This window comes from Bradyrhizobium sp. Kon58 (genome assembly GCF_055807455.1).
Genome location: NZ_JBVVOT010000035.1, coordinates 1 through 16,112 on the forward strand (window position 1 = coordinate 1; position 16,112 = coordinate 16,112).

General features: G+C 64.4%; 14 protein-coding genes. 3 read left to right on the plus strand and 11 right to left on the minus strand.

Features of this window, described 5'->3' with window-relative positions; translation table 11 throughout:
- Positions 1-110: 110 nt before the first annotated feature.
- The 3 genes from AC0L20_RS34305 to AC0L20_RS34315 form a co-directional block, all read right to left on the minus strand.
- Positions 111-989 (minus strand): ABC transporter permease, encoded by an 879-nt coding sequence (locus AC0L20_RS34305; RefSeq protein WP_473294890.1) that lies wholly within the window; start codon positions 987-989, stop codon positions 111-113.
- Between the two features lie 82 nt (positions 990-1,071).
- Entirely contained in the window at positions 1,072-2,421 is a 1,350-nt protein-coding gene (locus tag AC0L20_RS34310; RefSeq protein WP_473294891.1) for an ABC transporter substrate-binding protein, read from the minus strand.
- Between the two features lie 263 nt (positions 2,422-2,684).
- Positions 2,685-3,986 carry an MFS transporter gene (locus AC0L20_RS34315; protein WP_473294892.1) on the minus strand — a complete coding sequence of 434 codons (1,302 nt, stop codon included), beginning with the start codon at positions 3,984-3,986 and terminating at the stop codon, positions 2,685-2,687.
- A 372-nt stretch (positions 3,987-4,358) separates the two neighbouring features.
- Between AC0L20_RS34315 and AC0L20_RS34320 the strand changes: the two genes are divergently transcribed.
- From AC0L20_RS34320 to AC0L20_RS34330, 3 genes are read left to right on the plus strand one after another with little or no spacing between them, the layout of a single operon-like run.
- Positions 4,359-5,573, plus strand: coding sequence for an ABC transporter substrate-binding protein (locus tag AC0L20_RS34320; RefSeq protein ID WP_473294893.1), 1,215 nt, complete (start codon positions 4,359-4,361; stop codon positions 5,571-5,573).
- 7 nt (positions 5,574-5,580) lie between these two features.
- A complete protein-coding gene (locus AC0L20_RS34325) occupies positions 5,581-7,314 on the plus strand; it encodes an FAD-dependent oxidoreductase (protein ID WP_473294894.1) in 1,734 nt (577 codons plus the stop codon).
- Positions 7,315-7,331: 17 nt separating this feature from the next.
- A complete protein-coding gene (locus AC0L20_RS34330) occupies positions 7,332-8,126 on the plus strand; it encodes an IclR family transcriptional regulator (RefSeq protein WP_473294895.1) in 795 nt (264 codons plus the stop codon).
- A 148-nt stretch (positions 8,127-8,274) separates the two neighbouring features.
- Here AC0L20_RS34330 and AC0L20_RS34335 read toward each other — a convergent pair whose 3' ends face one another.
- From AC0L20_RS34335 to AC0L20_RS34370, 8 genes are all read right to left on the minus strand, one after another.
- Positions 8,275-9,054, minus strand: a complete 780-nt coding sequence (locus tag AC0L20_RS34335; protein ID WP_473294896.1) for an SDR family NAD(P)-dependent oxidoreductase — start codon at positions 9,052-9,054, stop codon at positions 8,275-8,277.
- 54 nt (positions 9,055-9,108) lie between these two features.
- On the minus strand, positions 9,109-9,693 hold the full coding sequence (locus tag AC0L20_RS34340; protein ID WP_473294897.1) for a thiamine pyrophosphate-dependent enzyme: 585 nt from the start codon (positions 9,691-9,693) through the stop codon (positions 9,109-9,111).
- A 5-nt stretch (positions 9,694-9,698) separates the two neighbouring features.
- Positions 9,699-10,238 carry a phosphonopyruvate decarboxylase gene (locus tag AC0L20_RS34345; RefSeq protein WP_473294898.1) on the minus strand — a complete coding sequence of 180 codons (540 nt, stop codon included), beginning with the start codon at positions 10,236-10,238 and terminating at the stop codon, positions 9,699-9,701.
- A gap of 324 nt (positions 10,239-10,562) precedes the next feature.
- A complete protein-coding gene (locus tag AC0L20_RS34350; RefSeq protein ID WP_473294899.1) occupies positions 10,563-11,306 on the minus strand; it encodes an aspartate/glutamate racemase family protein in 744 nt (247 codons plus the stop codon).
- A gap of 9 nt (positions 11,307-11,315) precedes the next feature.
- Complete coding sequence (locus AC0L20_RS34355) at positions 11,316-12,581, minus strand: NAD(P)/FAD-dependent oxidoreductase (RefSeq protein WP_473294900.1); 1,266 nt, start codon at positions 12,579-12,581, stop codon at positions 11,316-11,318.
- A 3-nt stretch (positions 12,582-12,584) separates the two neighbouring features.
- A complete protein-coding gene (locus tag AC0L20_RS34360; RefSeq protein ID WP_473294901.1) occupies positions 12,585-14,246 on the minus strand; it encodes a thiamine pyrophosphate-binding protein in 1,662 nt (553 codons plus the stop codon).
- 199 nt (positions 14,247-14,445) lie between these two features.
- Entirely contained in the window at positions 14,446-15,231 is a 786-nt protein-coding gene (locus tag AC0L20_RS34365) for an ABC transporter permease (RefSeq protein WP_473294902.1), read from the minus strand.
- The gene (locus tag AC0L20_RS34370; RefSeq protein ID WP_473294903.1) at positions 15,228-16,040 is read right to left on the minus strand and encodes an ABC transporter permease; all 813 of its coding nucleotides are present in this window, start codon (positions 16,038-16,040) and stop codon (positions 15,228-15,230) included. The genes AC0L20_RS34365 and AC0L20_RS34370 overlap by 4 nt, the downstream gene beginning before the upstream one ends.
- Positions 16,041-16,112 lie beyond the last annotated feature (72 nt).

The following is a 16,112-nucleotide window of genomic DNA, read 5'->3' on the forward strand; positions in this document are numbered from 1 at the left end:
CAAGTCAGTCTTGGGCAAGTCAGTCTTGGGCAAGTCAGTCTTGGGCAAGTCAGTCTTGGGCAAGTCAGTCTTGGGCAAGTCAGTCTTGGGCATGTCGGCGAGAACCGCGCTCATCGCGTGATCTCCTGCCTGATGTCGACGGTGCGCAGGATCAGCGAGACGATCGCGACCAGCACCAGCGTCAGCAGCACCGCGCTTGCCGCCGCCGTCGGATATTGCAGCACGCCGACGTCCTCGTAGAACGCGCTGACCACCGAGGCCGAACCGCCGCCGGACATCACCTTGACGACGAAGAAATCGCCCATCACGATCGAGACGACGAAGATGGTGCCGAGCGCGATGCCGCTCTTGGACATCGGCACCACGATCAGGCGCATGATGTCGAAACGGCTGGCGCCTGCATCGATCGCGGCCTCGATCAGCTTCTTGTCGATCCGTGCCATGGAATTGAAGATCGGCACGATCATGAAAATGGTGAGTTGGTGGACATAGGCGATGACGACCGCCAGGTCCGAGAACAGCAGCACTTCCAGCGGCTGGCGGATCACGCCCATTGCCAGCAGCGCCTGGTTGATCAGGCCTTCCTTGCCGAGCAGCGGAATCCAGGAAATCATCCGGATGATGTTCGAGGTCCAGAACGGCACCGTGCAGAGCAGGAACAGGCCAATCGCCAGCAGTTGGTTGCGGACGTGGAAGACCAGGAAGTATGCGACGAAGAAGCCGATGATCAGCGTGAAGATCCAGGTCAGCACCGTGAACTTGATCGTCGCCAGATACAGCTTCAGCGTCAGCGCTGAATGCAGCACCTCGAGGTAGCTTGCGAGCGTGAAGCCCGGCGTCAGCCCGCCGAAGCCGTCGGTGGCGAAGAAGCTCGCGGCCAGCACGACCAGGATCGGCGCAACGAAGAACGGCACGAGCACCAGTACGAGCGGCGACACGTAGAGCCAGCCGGCGAGATTTGCGCGTGGTGGGGTTTGACTGGTCTGCATGTCGGCAAACGCCTCGAAGTCGGTCTTTCCGCACCGGCGCATTGCCGCGCCGGCGCTTCGTTCACGTCAGGTGAAGCAGGTTTCAGGCCACCTTGAAGTCGTTCCAGCGCTTGTTCATGTAGGCAGCTTCGTCCATCAGCGTGTTCCAGCACGAGATGTTCTTGACGCGGTCGAGGAACGAGCCGCCGTCACGCTTGGTGCCGCTCTTCTCCATCGGCACGCCATAGGGATCGTTGACCACCTCGGGCGCGGGCTGGCCCTCGTACCAGAACGCCCATTCGGCCGGCGTGAGGAATTTCTTCGCAGTCGAGGGGACCGGGCTGTAATAGCCGTAGCGCGCGACGAAGCCGCCCTGCCATCCCGACAGATACCAGTTGAGATATTCGTAGGCCGCGTCCAGCTTCTTGCCGGAGAGATGCTTCATCAGGCCCATGCCGTTGCACCAGCCGCGATAGCCTTCCTTGCCGTTCTTGATGTTGACCGGCGCGTAGACGCAGGGGATTTCCTTCACGCGTACCGCGGCAACCGCCGGCGACCACATCGACTGGATGACTACTTCGCCCGCCGCCATCAGCTGCACCGACTGGTCGAAGGTGGTCCAGGTCGCGCGGAACTGGCCCTGCTTCTTGAGCTCGATCAGCTTGTTGCAGGTGAAGTCGATCTCCTCCTTGGTCATGTTGCCCTTGTTGCCGTACTTGATCAGCCCGGCGCTTTCGAAGCAGAGCGCGGCATCCATGATGCCGATTGCGGGCACGTCGAGGATCGCGGCCTTGCCCTTGAATTTCGGATCGATCAGATTCTTCCATTCCGTGACTTCATGGCCGACGAGGTCGGGGCGATAGCCGATGGAGTCGGCGTTGTAGACCTGCGGCAGGAAGGTCGCCCATTCGGTCACGCCGTCGTTCAGATCGGTCGAATCGGGCTTGGCGATATACATGGCCTCGTAGGGCGAGATGCCCTGGCGCGGGATCTTGTGACCGTCGATCTCGCCCTTGGTGAAGATCGGCAGGATGTTGTCGAACTCCTTGACTTTCTTGACCTCGATGCCCTGGATCACGCCGCGCTTGGCGGCGAGCTTGGCCTGCCAGCCCTCGAGATCGGCGATGTCGACCGTATTAGGCTGGCTTATGAAGCGGTTGATGGCGGCGGAGGTGTCGAGGTTCTGCATCGTCACCTTGAAGCCGAGATCCTTGGCCGCCTGGTCGCCGATCGCCTTCACCACGGAATAGGACACGCCGACATGGCGCAGCTCGATGTCCTTGATCTCCTGTGCCCAGATCGTCGGGAATCCGCGGATCGCGTCCGATCCTGCGGCCGCGCCAGCCACCGCCGCAGCGCCCTTCAACAGCATGCGCCGGCTCAGCTTTTTCGCAGGCTTGTCGCTCGTCCCCGCCGGATTGGCAGTGGATGTCCCCTTGTCCCTGTCAAGCATGGCAACCCTCGTTGGCTACGATGAACGCTGCGCACCGGTCGCCATTGACCGGCTGCGGATGTGATCAATTGCGAGGGAGGCTATGGGCGGGATGTTGTGAAGTAAAATTGGAAGTAAAAATTCGCCGCATAAACGCGGCTAATGGTTCGTCCCGCTGCATCGGCTTTTGGCAGCGCGCATAAGAAGGCGTCAGGACCTGCGTACAAAATGATGGCTTCGAACGTGCGGGCCCGCTGGCGCGGCAGACGTGATGAAGGCGGTGCTCAGGACCTGAGCTGGTCCCGCGCCGTCTCCGGCGCCATCAGCGTTGCGATGATGGTGATGACCGACAGCGCGATGATGTAGACCGACACGGCCCAATAAGAACCGGCCCATGCCAGCAGTGCCGTCGCAATCAGCGGCGAGAAGCCGCCGCTCAGCGCGGCGGCAACGTTGGCTCCCAGCGATGCGCCGCTGTAGCGCACCTGGGTACGGAACAGCTCCGGCATGAAGGCCGCCTTCGGCCCGAACAGCAACGCATGCGTCAGTGTCATCGTGACGACGAGCGCGAGCGTGATCAGCGCCGGGTCCCTGGTGTCGAGGAACCAGAACAACGGAAATGCCAGCGCCACCGAGAACACGCCGCCGGCGAGATACAGCGCTTTGCGGCCGAAGATGTCGGACAGCCAGCCTGCGAGGGGCAGCGTCGCGAGCTCGACGAGCGCGGCATAGACCACCGCATTCAGGATCACCTGCCGCGGCAGGCCGAGCTGCGTCGTGGCGTAGACCACGGTGAAAACAGTGAGGAGATAAGCGAGCCCGACTTCGGACACCGTGATGCCGATCGCGAGCAGGAAGCTGCGCCAGTCGCGGCGCAGGACTTCCAGCGCCGGCTGCGCCAGAACCTCCTTGCGCTCGAGCACCTCCTTGAAGTGCGGCGTCTCCGCAAGTTTCAGCCGCACGATGAAGCCGACGCCGACGAGCAGGATGCTGATCAGAAACGGCACGCGCCAGCCCCAGCTCAGGAAGTCCGCCTCGGGCAGCTGCGTCATCAGACCAAAAATGCCGGTAGACGCGGCGACGCCGACGGGGAAGCCGATCTGCACCAGGCTGCCGTAGAAGCCACGGCGGTTGCCGGCGTGCTCGGCCACCATGACCACCGCCCCGCTCCACTCGCCACCGAGCCCGATGCCCTGGATGAAGCGCAAAATGACGAGAAAGATCGGCGCCCAGACGCCGATCTGGCTGTAGGTCGGCAGGCAACCGATCAGGAACGTGCCCAGTCCCATCGCGATCATGGTCGCGACCAGCATCTTCTTGCGGCCGAGCCGGTCGCCATAATGCCCGATGATCGCACCGCCGATCGGCCGCGCAACGAAGCCGACGGCATAGGTCGAGAATGCCGCCAGTGTGCCGACGAAGGGATCGAAGCTCGGGAAGAACAGCTTGTTCAGAACCAGCGCCGCCGCCGTGCCGTAGATCAGGAAGTCATACCACTCGATCGCGGTGCCGAGCGCGCTCGCCCACACCACATGCGCCGTCGTCGATTTCTCCGCCGCACTGGAGACACCCGATGCTGCCGTCATTGCCATCCGCCCCAAGATTCCTGGGTGGCATCATGGCCAATCGTTGTGGCGGTTGCAACTTGCGGGAGTGTTAGTTCTCCCCCAGATCACGATGCGAGATTTTTCGCACCACTGCCTCCTCACCGTCGTCCCGGCCTAGTGCGCAATTGCGCACGGGGGGCCGGGACCCATAACCACAGGGAGGAGTTTGGCGAGGACGCGTGCTCCGGTACTGCGACCGCCCGGCATCGAGAGATCACGCGGTATGGGTCCCGGCCTTCGCCGGGACGACGTGGAGCCGTTATTCGCCATTGACAAACTTATTCACCATTATCTAACTTGCTGCCACAACAACCAGCCGCGCCAAGCGGCCCATAAACGAGAGGGAACGAGATGAGAGGGCTTTTGGCCTGCGCCGTGCTCGCGGCCATGACTTCGGCTGCCATGACCACCGTTGCGAACGCCCAAATCTCCGACGACGCCGTGCGGATCGGCGTGCTGACGGATCTGTCGAGCTGGGGCCGCGACAACAGCGGGCCGGGCTCCGTGGAGGCCGCGAAAATGGCGGTGGAGGAATTCGGGCCGACCGTGCTCGGCAAGCCGATCGAGATCATCAGCGCCGACCACCAGATGAAGACCGACGTCGGCGTGCAGATCGTGCGCGGCTGGTTCGACAACGGCAAGGTCGATGCCGTCGTCGACATCCCCAATTCCGGTATCGCGATCGCCGTCCACAACATGGTGCGCGAGCGCAACAAGATTGCGCTGCTCTCCGGCCCCGGCGCGAGTTCGTTGACCGACGAGCTTTGCAGCCCGAACACGGTGCACTTCACCTATGATACCTACGCGCTGTCGAAGGTGACGGCCTCGGCCGTGATCAAGGAAGGTGGAAAATCCTGGTACTTCATCACCGCCGATTACGCCTTCGGCCAGCAGCTCGAGAAGGATGCCACCCGCTTCATCAACGAAATGGGCGGCAAGGTCCTCGGCGGCGTGAAGCATCCGACCAACACCGCGGACTTCTCCTCCTTCGCGCTGCAGGCGCAAAGCTCGAAATCGGACGTTGTCGCCTTCGCCAATGCGGGCCAGGACACCGACAATGCGATCAAGCAGTCGGGCGAGTTCGGTCTGGTCCAGGGCGGGCAGAAGCTGGTCGGCCTCCTGATGTTCGACACCGACGTGCACGCGATCGGGCTCAAATCCGCGCAGGGCACCTACATGACCACGGCGTCCTATTGGAACATGGACGAGGCGACCCGCGCCTGGTCGCGGAAATTCTACGAGCGCACCAAGGTGATGCCGACCATGATCCAGACCGGCGTCTACGGCTCGGTGCTGCATTATCTCAAGGCCATCAAGGCCGCCGGCACCGATGATCCCGCCAAGGCGATGGCCAAGATGCGCGAGCTGCCAATCGAGGATACATTCGTTCATGGCGGACGTCTGCGCGAGGACGGCCGCGTCATTCGCGACATGTATCTCGCCAAGGTGAAAACGCCCGAGCAGTCCAAGGAACCCTGGGATTATTTGGAGATCATCAAGACGGTGAAGGGCGAGGACGCCTTCCGCCCGGTCTCCGAATCCAAATGTCCGCTGCTCAAGAAGTGAGGCCTGCATGACCGGCAACGAGCGCAGCGCAATTGAGACTTACGAGTGCGATGTGCTCGTGGCCGGATCGGGCTGCTCCGGCATGTCGGCCGCGATCACCGCGCGCTATCGCGGTCTCGACGTCCTGATCGTCGAGAAGGAGCCACGCTTCGGCGGCACCACCGCCCGCTCCGGCGGCTGGTTGTGGATTCCCGGCACCTCGCTGGCCAAGGCTTACGGCATCGCGGAGACGCCCGAGCAGGCGCGAACCTACCTGCGGCACGAAGCCGGCAACAACTTTGACGCCGCACGTGTCGATGCATTCCTGAGCACCGGGCCCGAGGCGGTCGATTTCTTCACCAGCAAGACCGCGCTCCGTTTCGACATGCCGCTGGTGTTCCCGGACTACCACGCCGAGGCGCCCGGCGGCACTCAGGGTGGTCGTTCGATGGTGGCACGCCCGTTCGACGGCCGCGAGCTCGGCGACCAGATCAAGACCCTCGGCACGCCCCTGCCCGAGCTGACCGTATTCGGCATGATGCTCGGATCCGGCAAGGACATCGTCCATTTCATGCGCGCGACGAAGTCGCTGACCTCGGCGGTCTATGTCGCAAAGCGCCTGTCGCGGCACCTGATGGACGTGCTGCGCTATGGCCGCGGCATGACGCTGACCAACGGCAATGCGCTCGCCGGGCGACTGGCAAAATCCGCGCAGGATCTGAAGATTCCGATGTGGCTGTCCGCGCCGGTACGCGAGCTGACGGTCGAGAACGGCACTGTCACCGGCGCGATTGTCGCCCGCGAAGGACGCGACGTCCGCATTCGTGCCAGACAAGGCGTCGTGCTCGCCTGCGGCGGCTTCCCGCATGATGTCGAACGGCGCAAGAAGATGTTCCCACACGCGCCGACCGGCAAAGAGCATTTTTCGCCGGGACCGACCGGCAACACCGGCGACGGCCTGCGCCTTGCGGAAACCGCCGGCGGGCATGTCGAGGACCGGCTGCCGAACGCGGCAGCCTGGGTCCCGGTCTCGGTCACCAAGCGCAAGGACGGCTCACAAGGCGTGATGCCGCATTTCATCGACCGCGCCAAACCCGGCGTGATCGCGGTGATGCGTGATGGCAAGCGCTTTGCCAACGAGGGCAATTCCTATCACGACTTCGTCCAGGCCATGGTCAAGGCGGCGAAGCCCGGCGAGGAGATCGCGGCGTACCTCATCTGCGATCACCCGACCCTGCGCAAATACGGCCTCGGCTGTGTGCCGCCATTCCCGATGCCGCTGGGTCATCACCTCGAGACCGGCTATCTCATGCGCGGCGAAACGCTGGAGGCGCTCGCGACAAAGGCGGGCATCGACAGCATGGCGTTCGTCGAGACCGTCAAGCAGTTCAATGCGACCGCACCACAGGGACACGACGCCGCCTTCGGCAAGGGCTCGAAGGCCTATAACCGCTACCAGGGCGATGCGCTGCACGGCCCGAACCCCTGCGTCGCGCCGATCGAGAACGGGCCGTTCTACGCCATCAAGATGGTGGTCGGCGATCTCGGCACCTATGCCGGCATCGTCACCGACGAGAACGCGCGGGCGTTGGATGCGGAAGGACGGGTCATTCCCGGGCTCTATGCCGCCGGCAACGACATGGCGAGCATCATGGGTGGCAATTATCCCGGTGCCGGCATCACGCTTGGGCCGGCGCTGACCTTCGGCTACATTGCCGGCCGTCATCTCGCCGACAGCGCCGCCAAGCGCAACGCGGCGTAAGCCACGCCAGGAGGCGTATGAAAAGAGAAAGCCGCGGCATCCAGTCGATCGAGGTTGGCGGAGAATTGCTCCGCGCCCTCGCCCGCAGCGGCGAGCCGATGATGCTGCGCGATCTCGCGCGCGAGGCCGGCATGACGCCGGCCAAGGCGCATCCCTATCTCGCCAGCTTCTCCCGCATCGGCCTGATCGAGCAGGACGAGACCACCGGCCGCTACGAGATCGGCGCGCTGGCCCTGGAGCTCGGCCTGATCAGCCTGCGCCGCCTCTCCGGCGTACGCATCGCAGGACCGAAGATCGCGGCGCTCGCGAGTCAGATCGGGCATGCGGTCTCGCTCGCGGTCTGGGGCACGCACGGCCCGACCGTGGTGCAGCTGGAAGAACCCGGCCAGCCCGTTCACATCGTGATGCGCGCCGGCTCGGTGATGGCGCTGCTGGAGACGGCCACAGGCCGGGCTTTTGCGGCCTTTTTGCCGGAAAAGACGATCAACGCCGCACTCGAAAGCGGCCTCGATCGTCACGGCGTCGGCTATAATCCGAAGCGCGGTGTGAAAGGCGCGAAGCTCACTGAGATGCTCACCGAGGTCCGCAAGCACGGCCTCGCCCGCGCGCTCGGCGATCCCCTGCCCGGCGTCAACGCATTCTCAGCGCCGGTGTTCGACCATTCCGGCCATGTCGCGCTGGTGATCACCGCGATGGGACCGGAAGGCACGTTCGACGCCCGCTGGGACAGCCCGATCGCCCATGCGCTACGCGATTGCGCGGGCGGCATCTCGAAACGGCTGGGTCACGGGATGACCGCCGCGGCGGAGTGAGGTTGCCCTGCAACCGACGCTGTCATGCCCCGCGAAGGCGGGGCATCCAGTACGCCGCGGCCCTTCGGTTCAATCACAGGCGTCACGGAGTACTGGATCGCCCGCCTTCGCGGGCGATGACACGGGAGAGTGCGGTGACCTTTCGTCCCTACTTCTCCTTCACCGGCACCGTGTAATTCAGGACCAGCCGCCCACCATCCGGATAGATCGTCTGCCCCGTGATGTAGGAGGCATCGTCGCTCGCCAGGAACGCGACGACGGAAGCAACCTCGCTCGGCTCGCCGCCACGACCGGCCGGCGTGCGTGACATCACGGTCTTGCGGGCATCCTCCGAGGTGTAGATGGACGATGCCACCATGTCGGTCAGGATCGTGCCCGGTCCGACGGCCACCACGCGAATATTGTGCGGGGCCAGCGCGACGGCGGCCACTGATGTGAGCTGCTTCATGCCGCCCTTGGACATGGCGTAGGTCGCAAGCGCCGGGATTGCCAGCAGTGCATTGACCGAGGACATGTTGATGATGACCCCGCCGCCGCCTTGCGCGATCATTTGCTTCGCCGCCGCCTGCACGCCGAAGAACGCGCCCTTCAGATTGATACCGATGATCTCGTCGAATTCCTCTTCGGAAATCTCCAGGAGGTCCCGGTTGCGGGCAACGCCGGCATTGTTGACCATGATGTCGAGCCGGCCGAACTCCTTCACGGCGGTGGCGACCAGCTGGTCGACGTCGGCACGCTTGGCGACATTGCCGACGACGGTACGCAGGGCATCCGGTCGTCCGAGTTCGGCAGCCGTCGCAGCCAAGCCGTCGGCATCGACATCCGAGATGACGACCTTGACGCCGTCGTCCAGGAATCGCTTTGCGCAGGCCTTGCCGATGCCGCGCGCTGCGCCGGTAATGGCGGCGACCTTGCCGGTTAGTTTCATGGTCTCACTCCAGGATAGCTGCTTGGGGCAGACTGTCGCCGGGTGAGACCCGGCTTACGCAGCCGCGAAGCCGAGATGAGCACGGAACCGGTTCTTGATAAAGACAGCATCGCGCGAGGGCAGCGAGCGCGGCGGATTTTCGGCCAGGACCTTGATGACAAAAAGCCGCGGGCCATCGGCCGGCTCGTCGAGCTGCGTCGCCAGACGTTCCACTTCCTCGAGCGACCGCACGGTTCCGGCAGCGGCAAAGCCGCAAGCCACGGCGATTGCGGTGAGGTCGACGCCGCGCCCGGTGTGGCTCGCCTGCATCCCGGTCTCGCCAAAATGCTGGTTGTCGATCACGACGATGTCGAGATTGCGCGGGCGCGCGACGCCGATGGTGGCGATGCCGCCGAGGCCCATCAATTGCTCGCCATCGCCGGTCAAGGCGAGGACGCGCTTTCCCGGCTGGGCTTGCGCGAGGCCAAGCCCGATCAGCGCGGCGCCGCCCATGGCGCCCCAGAGATAGAAATTGCCGTCGTGGTCGCCGACCGAATGAAGGTCATAGGTCGGCGAGCCGAGGCCGGACACGACCAGCGTGTCCTGGCGATTCTTCAAGAGCGCGGCAACGGCGGCGCGGCGATCGAGTTGAGCTTGCATTGGGATCACCACTTCTTCTTGCCGATCAGGCGCTGCCCGATCAGCACCGCGATCTGCTGATCGGAATCGTAAGCGAGCGCTGCGGCCGATTCCACGGTCTCGACCAGATCTTCCGCCGTCTCCGCCCGCATTACCTTCAGGCCGATCGCCTCCAGCGAGGGCTGCGTCGCCCGGCTCATCGGCACCTGCCAGGGATTGAACTCGGCCCATTCGCCACGCATCGTCACCAGCATCAGCAGTGGAAATCGTCCGATCGCCGACAGCGACAGCATGTTGATGCAATTGCCGACCCCGCTCGACTGCATCAAGAGCACGCTACGTTGGCCGCCGAGCCAGGCGCCCGCGGCGATGGCAATGCCCTCCTCTTCCGTCGTCAGCACGTTGGTGGTGACGTCGCGATCTGCCGAGAACAGGCGGATGAGCTGGCTGTGGCCGGCATCGGGGACGTAGGACATCTGCCGCACGTCCGCGGCTTTCAGGATGCGGTAGAGCTCGGACGGCCAATCGTCTGCGCGCGTGTCGGGATTGGATTGAAGGCTGTGCACCGCTTGTCTCCGTGGATTCGAGCGGCACTCTAGCGATGTTCAGGCCCGAAAGCTCTGACCGTCTGGCGCGATCAGGTATCGAGGGATTGTATAGCTGCTCTTCCGCTGCCGGTGGGAGAGCGCACGATGCGTATGGCTGCGCCCTCTCCCCTTGCGGGAGAGGGCATCACCGCTGATAGATACAAACTCATTTGGGTGAGGGGTATCTCTCCGTGCACTCATCCGCATCTGTATGCGCGGAGAGATACCCCTCATCCGGCGCTTCGCGCCACCTTCTCCCACAAGGGGAGAAGGAAGAGCAGCCCATAGACAATTTCTCGACCTCTAGCCAAACCGGCGCGGCCGAAGTCCGGCGTGAAACCACGTAATCATGGAATAGATGTCATAGACGGGCAATCCGACCTCAGCCTGAAGCGCCGCTGCATAAGGCGGCATGTTGGTGCATTCCAGCACGATCGCGCCGACATCCGGGTTGCTGGCGACCAGCTCCTTGCCGGCCTCGACGACGTCACGTTCGGCTTGCGCGATGTCCATGTCCTCCTTCTCGGCCTTGATCAGGACGCGGAAGAATTCCTTGCCGTGCTCGGTGCCGACCAGCGGCGTATCGAGCGGCACGCCGGCACCTGCGAGATGGGCCGGCGTCAAGGTCGAACCGGACACCGTGACGAGGCCGACGCGCTTGCCCGGCGGCAAGGTCGCCTGCACCCACGGCACCTGCATCAGTGACGAGGTCGCGACGGGAACGCCGACCGCGGCGGCGATCTCCTTCTGGAACAGTGAGAGGAAGCCGCAATTGGTGGTGATGGCTTCGGCCCCGAGCCGCACCAGATCATTTGCCGCAACGATGAAGTCAGGCAGCAGACCGGCCGCCCCCTTCAGCACCACCTTCTCCGGCGAAGCACCGCTCACCACGCGATAGAGCACGGGGAAAGGCCAGGTGGTGCCGTTGCCCATGTCGCCGGGAATGCGGGGAAAGCGCGCCTCCAGCATCAAGATGCCGAGCGGCGCCCCATAAATGGCTTTGCCGCCGCGGGCGATTCGGGGGGACGAGCTGGCTGGAGCGGTCATGATGCGATCTCAGAGAAAACGATCGGGCGAAAACGGTGCGAGCGGAATTTCCGGCGGCTTGCCGCTCAGAAGCTGGGCGACGAGACGGCCGGTGCGGGCCGAACCGACCAGGCCGATATGGCCGTGACCGAAGGCATAGACGATGTCGCGCGAGGCCCGCGCGTAACCGATGCAGGGACGTCCGTCCGGCATGCTGGGCCGATGGCCGAACCAGGTCTTGATACGCGAAGCCGGAATGTCCGTCGGCAGTTTCGGGAACATGCTGAAGAGGTTGTTGCGCAAAATCTCGGCGCGCTTCCAGCTCGGCGCGGCCTCGAGGCCTGCGATCTCGACCGTTCCGGCGGCGCGCAAACCCTTGTCGGTCCAGTTCACCACCATCTTCGCATCCGAGGCCATCATCGAGCTGCGCGGGCCCGTTTCCGGATTCTCGATCATGACGTGATAGCCGCGCTCGGTCTCCAGCGGCAGCGGATCACCGACGGATGCCGTGAGCCGCTTCGAATGCGCGCCGGCGGCAATCACCGCGGCATCGCAAGGAATCTCGCCAGTCTCCGTGACGACGGTGACTAACTTGCCGTCGTTGAGTCTGAGGCCTGTCGCCTTGGTCCGCACAAGCTTGGCGCCGCTTGCCAGCGCATGTTGCGCGAGGGCCGCGACATAGGCACCGGGGTCGCGGCAGCGCCCGGCCTCTTCCACCACGACGCCGAAAGTGTAGCGCGGATGCAAATCGGGCTCGCGCTGACGCATCTCGTCGGCCGAAAGCTCCAGCCATTCGACACCAACGCGTTTGCGCACGCGCCAGCCGAGATCATCGTCGAAATTGCCGCGCGACGGGAAGACATGCATCACGCCGTTACGCTCGATCAATTCAGGAACGCCCGCCTCCTCGGCGAGCTTCCTGTGCAACAGCGGCGCATCCTTCAGAAGGTCGCGTAGCGCAAAGGCCGTCGTCTCGACCCGCGCCTCGGTCCAGCCCGAGAGCAGATATTTGATCAACCAGGGCAGCGCCTTCGGCAGATAAGACCAGCGGATCGCGAGCGGCCCGAGCGGATCCATCAGATAACCCGGCACCTTCTTCCATACGCCGGGCTCGGCCGGCGGGATCACCGAATGCGAGGAGAGCCAGCCGGCATTGCCGTAGCTCGCCGCCTGTTCGCCACCGGGCTCGCCCGGATCGATCAACGTGACGCGATGTCCCTCGCGCAGCGCCTCGATCGCGCTGATCACGCCGACCGCGCCGGCACCGATGATGACGACGTGGCGGCCCTCCGACATCGCTTAAGCCTTCACCGCAGGGGCAAAGTCCTTACTGACCGACATCGCGCGCGGATCGATGATGCAGTGGAGGATCGACGGCTTGCCCGAGGCGAGCGCACGTTCGAACGCCGGCGCGAACTCTTCGGTGCGCTCGACGCGCTCGCCATGGCCGCCGAACGCTTTTGCGTACATCGCGAAATCCGGGTTCTTGAGCTGGGTGCCGACCACGCGACCGGGATAGTCGCGCTCCTGGTGCATGCGGATGGTGCCGTATTGCGCATTGTCGATGACGATGACGACGAGGGCTGCGTCGTACTGCACGGCAGTCGCGAACTCCTGCCCGTTCATCAGGAAGCAGCCGTCGCCGGCAAAGGCGATGACGGTACGGTCCGGATATTGCCGCTTCGCGAGCACCGCGGCCGGCACGCCGTAGCCCATCGAGCCCGACGTCGGCGCGAGCTGCGAGGCAAAGCTGTGGAAGCGGTGATGGCGATGGATCCAGCCGGCATAATTGCCGGCGCCGTTGCAGACGATCGCGTCCTTGGGCAGGCGATCGCGCAGCCAGGTCATGACCTGGCCGTACTGGAACGTGCCCGGCAGCTCGCGTGCCTTGTCGGTCCAGGCGAGGTAATCGGCATGCGCCTTGGCGGCCTCGCCCTTCCAGGCAACGGCGCCTGCCGGCTTCAGCGTCTCGACCGCGGCCGCGAACGCGGCGGGCGTGGCCTGGATCGCGAGCTCAGGCTGATAGATGCGGCCGAGCTCTTCCGAGCCGGGATGAACGTGGATCAGCTTCTGCCGCGGGGTCGGAATGTCGAGCAGCGTGTAGGATGAGGACGGCATCTCCGACATACGGCCGCCGATCAGCAGAATGACATCGGCACCGTCGATGCGCGCCTTCAGGCCTGGGCTCGGGCCGATGCCGAGGTCGCCGGCATAATGCGAGTGATCGGCGTCGATCAGCGACGCGCGGCGGAACGAGGTCGCAACCGGCAGGTCGAAGCGCTCGGCAAAGCGCGCGATGCTCCTGGTCGCCTCATCGGTCCAGCGCGAGCCGCCGAGAATGACGAGCGGCGCTTTGGCGCTCGCCAGCATGGCGCCGACGCGCTCGATATCGGCGGGCGCCGGCCAGCTCACCGCCGGCTCGATCCGCATGGCGTCCGCAACGGCAGCAGTCTCGGTCAGCATATTCTCGGGCAGCGAGATCACGACGGGACCGGGACGGCCCTGCATGGCGACGCGGAAGGCGCGCGCAACCAGCTCCGGAATGCGGTCGGGACGATCGATCTCGACGGCCCATTTCGCCATGGTGCCGAACACCGCCTTGTAGTCGAGCTCCTGGAAGGCCTCGCGCTCACGCATGCCGGTGTCGACCTGACCGACGAACAGGATCATGGGCGTGGAATCCTGCATCGCGATGTGGACGCCGTGGCTGGCATTGGTGGCGCCGGGGCCGCGGGTGACGAAGCAGATTCCGGGGCGGCCGGTGAGCTTGCCATAGGCCTCCGCCATCATCGCGGCTCCCCCTTCGGCGCGGCAGATCATGACGTCGATCGGGCTGTCGTGCAGCGCATCGAGCGCCGCAAGGTAGCTCTCGCCCGGCACGCAGGTGACGCGCTCGACGCCTTGCGCGACCAGCTGATCGATCAGGATCTGGCCCCCGGTGCGGGTGTTGCGAATGGTCATGACGGCTCCCTCAAGGCTTTGGCGATGCGTTTCGCAGCTTCGCGAAAATTTTGTTCCGGGCTGGCGTAGGACAGCCGGAAACAAGGTGCAAGGCCGAAACCGCCGCCCGGCATTACGGCCTCGTCATGCCTCTCCGGCAAATAGTGGCGGCAGCCATGCCTCTCTCGGATGTCGACCCGGGGAGCAGGCCCCCTTGCCGTCATGCCCCTTTGCGCTGCCGCGCGCTCGCCAGCAGCACCAGCATGAACGAGGCCGCCGTCATCAACGTCGAGATGGCGGCGATGGTTGGGTCGATCTCGTCGCGGAGCGCGGTGAACATGCGCTTGGTCAGCGGCTGATACTGGCCGCCGGAGATGAAAAGCGCGACGATGGTCTCGTCCATCGCCGAGATGAAGGCGAAGATGCCGCCTGCGATCACGCTGGACTTGATCTGCGGCAGGGTCACCGCGAAGAAGCTGCGCAGGCGGTTCATGCCGAGGCTGCGTGCCACCATCTCCTGCGCCGGATCGAAGCTCTGCAAACCCGCCAGCACCGAGATGATGACGTATGGCAGGCCCAACATGACGTTCGCCAGCACCAGGCCCGGCAGCGTCGCGACCAGGCCGACTTTCGCATAGAGGAAGAAGATGCCCACCGCGGTGATGATGATCGGCACCACCAGCGGCAACAGCAGCATTATGTGGATGAGCCGCATGATCCGCAGCTTCGACTGGCTGATGGCGTAGGCGGCGGCAACGCCGAGCGGCGTTGCGATCATCACGGTCAGGAGCGCGACAGTCAGCGTTACCCGCGTCGCCTGCATCCAGGCTGCGTTGGAGAAATACTGCTGATACCAGCGCAGCGAGAACGACGGCGGCGGAAAGGTCAGGAAGCGCGCGCTGGAGAAGGAGATCGGCGCGATGATCAGGACCGGCAGGATCAGGTAGACCAGCACCAGCGCGCTGATCACATAGAGGGCGATCCGGGCGGGCGACAATCGCGTCATTTCTGCCCCAATATGCGATCGAGCGAGATGAAACGGCTGACGGCGAAAAAGATCGCGAGCACGCTTAAGAGCAGCACGACAGCGACCGCGCTCGCAGCGCCGAACTGGTTGTAGAGCTCGACATTGCGGCTCACCAGCATCGACACCATCACCGTGCGGCCGCCGCCTAGCAGTTCCGGCGTGATGTAGAAGCCGAGGCAGAGCACGAATACCATGGTTGAGCCTGCGAGCACGCCGGGCAGAGACAGCGGCAGGAAGACGCGGACGAAGGTGAGCGACGGGCTCGCCCCCAGGCTGGCGCCGGCCTGCATGAGATCGCTCGGAATCTTCTGCATGGTGGCATAGAGCGGCAGCACCATGAACGGCAGGAGGATGTGGACCGTCGCAACCACGGTGCCGAAGGTGTTGTGCACTAGCGCGAGCGGTTCGCTCGTCACGTCGAGATAACGCAAGAACTGGTTGATCACGCCGGTGCGCTGGAGCAGCACCAGCCAGGCATACGCCCGCACCAGCACACTGGTCCAGAACGGCAGCACGACCAGCGACAGGATGAGAATGCTCCATCCTTTCGGCACCGAGTTGGCGAGGTAGGCGACGGGATAGCCGAGCAGCAGCGCGATTCCCGTGACCGCGAGGCTGATCTCGAAGGTCAGCGCAAAGCTGCGCCAGTAGATGTCTTCGGTGAAGACGCGGCGATAGTTCTCCAGCGTGAAGCCGTCATGGTAGATCGACTGCCAGGCGAGCCAGCCGACCGGCAGCACGATCAGAGCCAAGATCACCAGCAGCGCCGGCGATACCAATGCCAGCATCAGCGCATGCTCCCGGCGCTGATGCTTTTGCGATGGATCTGGCACGGATGTCGTCAACGCGGCCTCGCTTCG